Source organism: Gelidibacter sp. (assembly GCF_035577925.1).
In the GTDB taxonomy this organism is placed as follows: domain Bacteria; phylum Bacteroidota; class Bacteroidia; order Flavobacteriales; family Flavobacteriaceae; genus Gelidibacter.
Genome location: NZ_DATJCY010000344.1, coordinates 1 through 3,054, shown reverse-complemented (window position 1 = coordinate 3,054; position 3,054 = coordinate 1). Strand labels below are relative to the sequence as shown.

General features: G+C 37.3%; 3 protein-coding genes and 1 pseudogene. All 4 read right to left on the bottom strand.

Features of this window, described 5'->3' with window-relative positions:
- A pseudogene (locus VNJ50_RS15665) lies at positions 1-162 on the bottom strand (tryptophan 2,3-dioxygenase); the annotation flags it as partial.
- A gap of 6 nt (positions 163-168) precedes the next feature.
- On the bottom strand, positions 169-945 hold the full coding sequence (locus VNJ50_RS13350; RefSeq protein ID WP_325582728.1) for a DUF3108 domain-containing protein: 777 nt from the start codon (positions 943-945) through the stop codon (positions 169-171).
- Between the two features lie 149 nt (positions 946-1,094).
- Positions 1,095-2,255, bottom strand: a complete 1,161-nt coding sequence (hppD, locus tag VNJ50_RS13345) for a 4-hydroxyphenylpyruvate dioxygenase (protein WP_325582726.1) — start codon at positions 2,253-2,255, stop codon at positions 1,095-1,097.
- A 129-nt stretch (positions 2,256-2,384) separates the two neighbouring features.
- Positions 2,385-3,054: homogentisate 1,2-dioxygenase (locus tag VNJ50_RS13340; RefSeq protein ID WP_325582724.1), on the bottom strand; the 670-nt coding region annotated here is incomplete at its 5' end.

Below are 3,054 nucleotides of genomic sequence, written 5' to 3'. Positions count from 1 at the left end.
GACCTGCAAATTTAAAAGGGCATCGGTTTGAATATAATCCCAATAGGAAATGGGCTTACTATAAAGAAGACCTTTTAAATGGGTTTGGGTATCCTGATCTATGGCAGCATATTTTTGCTGAAGCTCCTCTAGTATAGGATCAACATTTTCTGTATTGGACATAATACGTTAAAATTGAATTTTAAATGGATGTTTAAGGCCTCTAAAGGCTTCTAAATCGGCCCTTAATGAACCTACGGCCAAATTGGCTTGAATGCGCAACGGTATTTTATTGTCATCGGCACTGATCCACAAGGTCAAACTTTCCTTCTCCTTAAACACTCGACCGGCCATGACATAAGGTCTAAATTTAAGAGTTTTTATGACACCAAATTCTGTTTTCAGGTCTTCTCTTCCCAAAAATTTAAGTTTAAAATTAAAATTTTCTTCATCAAAAAACATATTTAAACTCACCTCATCACCCTTCTTAATAGTTTCGGTTTTATAGTTATTTCTTAAATAATAAAACGCCGAAACCATATCCTGTACATTCTCCTGAATGGCAAACGAAGCTTGGGTTTTTGTTTTTTTGTTATTCACATGTGCGAGCGAAGCAGCATGGTCAAAATCTATTTCAACATCCTTGGTGTGCCCACCTTCATTAATGTCTCGGATGAACTTATACGGCATGCCGGTAGTTTTATCAAAATAACTTTCATAGCGATCTTTAACTTTAAAGAACCATTTTATGGCACCGGTAGTCCAGCCTTTACCAATCACATGATAGACCTCTTTTCCGTTCAATCTTGAGTTTTTAACCTCCAAAGTAGCATTGCCAGCTTTTAAGAAACCGCTATAGCTCATTTTAAACTTAAACCATTCTCCGTCCTGAAAGGCGTGTTTTTCTTGGGCACTAACACTGAGGACAACGAAAAATAGCGCTATGACTAAATTTAATTTTTTCATATTATAAATAATTGTAAGTATAACCTTTAATACTAAGATTTCGTATATATCCCCAAAAATTACAATTACTGTTCCAAAAGTATTAAAACAATAAAACTCCATCAAATTAATGAGGAGTTTAAAAAGTTAAATATTTGTTAGTGTTTTATTTATAAAGTACCTCTAAGTGCCTGCTCTCGCTCTATGGATTCAAAAAGTGCTTTAAAATTACCAGCACCAAAACCTTTAGCTCCCATGCGTTGGATGATCTCAAAAAATAATGTCGGCCGATCCTCAACTGGTTTTGTGAAAATTTGCAGTAAATAACCTTCTTCATCGGCATCGATCATAATACCCAAGCTCTTTAATTTCTTAATGTCTTCCTGTAATTCATGACTATAAGTTTCCAAACGCCCCGGAACAGCATTGTAATACTCTTCAGGAGGTATCGATAAAAATTCGACACCTCTTGCTTTTAATTGTGTTACTGTACTAATAATATCATCGGTAGCAACAGCAATGTGCTGCACGCCTGGACCTTCATAAAAATCAAGATATTCTTCAATTTGCGAACGTTTTTTACCTTCGGCAGGTTCATTAATCGGAAATTTAATGCGACCATTTCCGTTACACATCACTTTACTCATCAATGCCGAATATTCGGTATGGATTTGTTTATCATCAAAAGACAAGAAATTGACAAAGCCCATGACGTCTTCATACCATTTTACCCAAACATTCATTTCGTTCCAGCCTACATTGCCCACCATGTGATCAATAAATTTCAACCCAGTTGGCTCTGGATTATAATCGGATTTCCAAGGTTTAAAGCCAGGCAAAAAAGTACCGTTATAGTTTTTGCGTTCTACAAATAAGTGTACGGTTTCACCATAGGTATAAATGCCTGCTCGAACTACTTCACCAAACTCATCTTTTTCAACCTTTGGTTCCAGATAGGATTTGGCACCACGTTTAATGGTTTCTTCATAAGATTTCCGAGCATCGTCAACCCACAAAGCAACTACTTTAACGCCATCGCCATGTTTGACAATATGATCATTGATTGGCGATTTGCTATTCAACGGTGTCGTCAACACCAAACGGATCTTATCCTGTACAAGCACATAACTTACCTCATCTTTCGATCCCGTTTCTAAACCTTTATAGGCATAGGATTGAAACCCGAAAGCGGTTTTATAAAAATGTGCGGCTTGTTTTGCATTGCCCACATAAAACTCTACGTAATCTGTACCAAGTAAAGGCAAAAAATCTTCTGCGCCTTCAAATATTTTTTCTAGCCCGTATTCGACGGATCTTATGGTTGTATTCATAATGTATTTTTAAGATGAAAGAAAAGAGACTATAGAATAAAGACTTTTAAAATTGTCAACTATTCTAAATTGTTACTTATACTTTCTGATTTATATATTTCTTGTGCTCTATATTCCTGGTTTCCTTTTTCAAAGCCAGGATTTAAAATAATCCTCATCGGCTATTTTTAACGCTTCTTCAGTAATTTGCAACGGTCTAAACGTATCGACCATTACGGCTAATTCGTCGGTTTTTGTTTTTCCGATACTGCGTTCCACGGCTCCAGGATGTGGCCCATGTGGAATACCGGCAGGATGCAACGAAATGTGTCCGGCATCAATATCATTACGGCTCATAAAATCGCCATCCACATAATACAACACCTCATCGCTATCAATATTACTGTGATTGTATGGCGCAGGAATGCTCAATGGATGATAATCATACAAACGCGGTACAAAGCTACAGACTACAAAAGCATCGGTTTCAAAAGTTTGGTGTACTGGTGGTGGCTGGTGAATGCGACCAGTTATGGGTTCGAAATCGTGAATTGAAAAGGCATACGGATAATTGTAGCCGTCATAACCTACCACGTCAAAAGGATGCGACGCATAAACCATTTCAAAAATATCTTCCTGTTTTTTCACCTTGATCAGGAAATCGCCACTTTCATTATAAGTTTCCAATTCTTGTGGCCTGCGGATATCGCGCTCACAAAACGGCGAATGTTCCAACAATTGTCCAAACCAATTGCGATAACGTTTTGGCGTATAAATTGGTCGGCGGGATTCGACAATAAACAATCGGTTATCTTCCGCA

Bases quoted from the DNA above. Each gene is read 5' to 3' on its own strand.
- VNJ50_RS13350 (WP_325582728.1), bottom strand. From the start codon at position 945: ATGAAAAAATTAAATTTAGTCATAGCGCTATTTTTCGTTGTCCTCAGT.
- hppD (WP_325582726.1), bottom strand. From the start codon at position 2,255: ATGAATACAACCATAAGATCCGTCGAATACGGGCTAGAAAAAATATTT.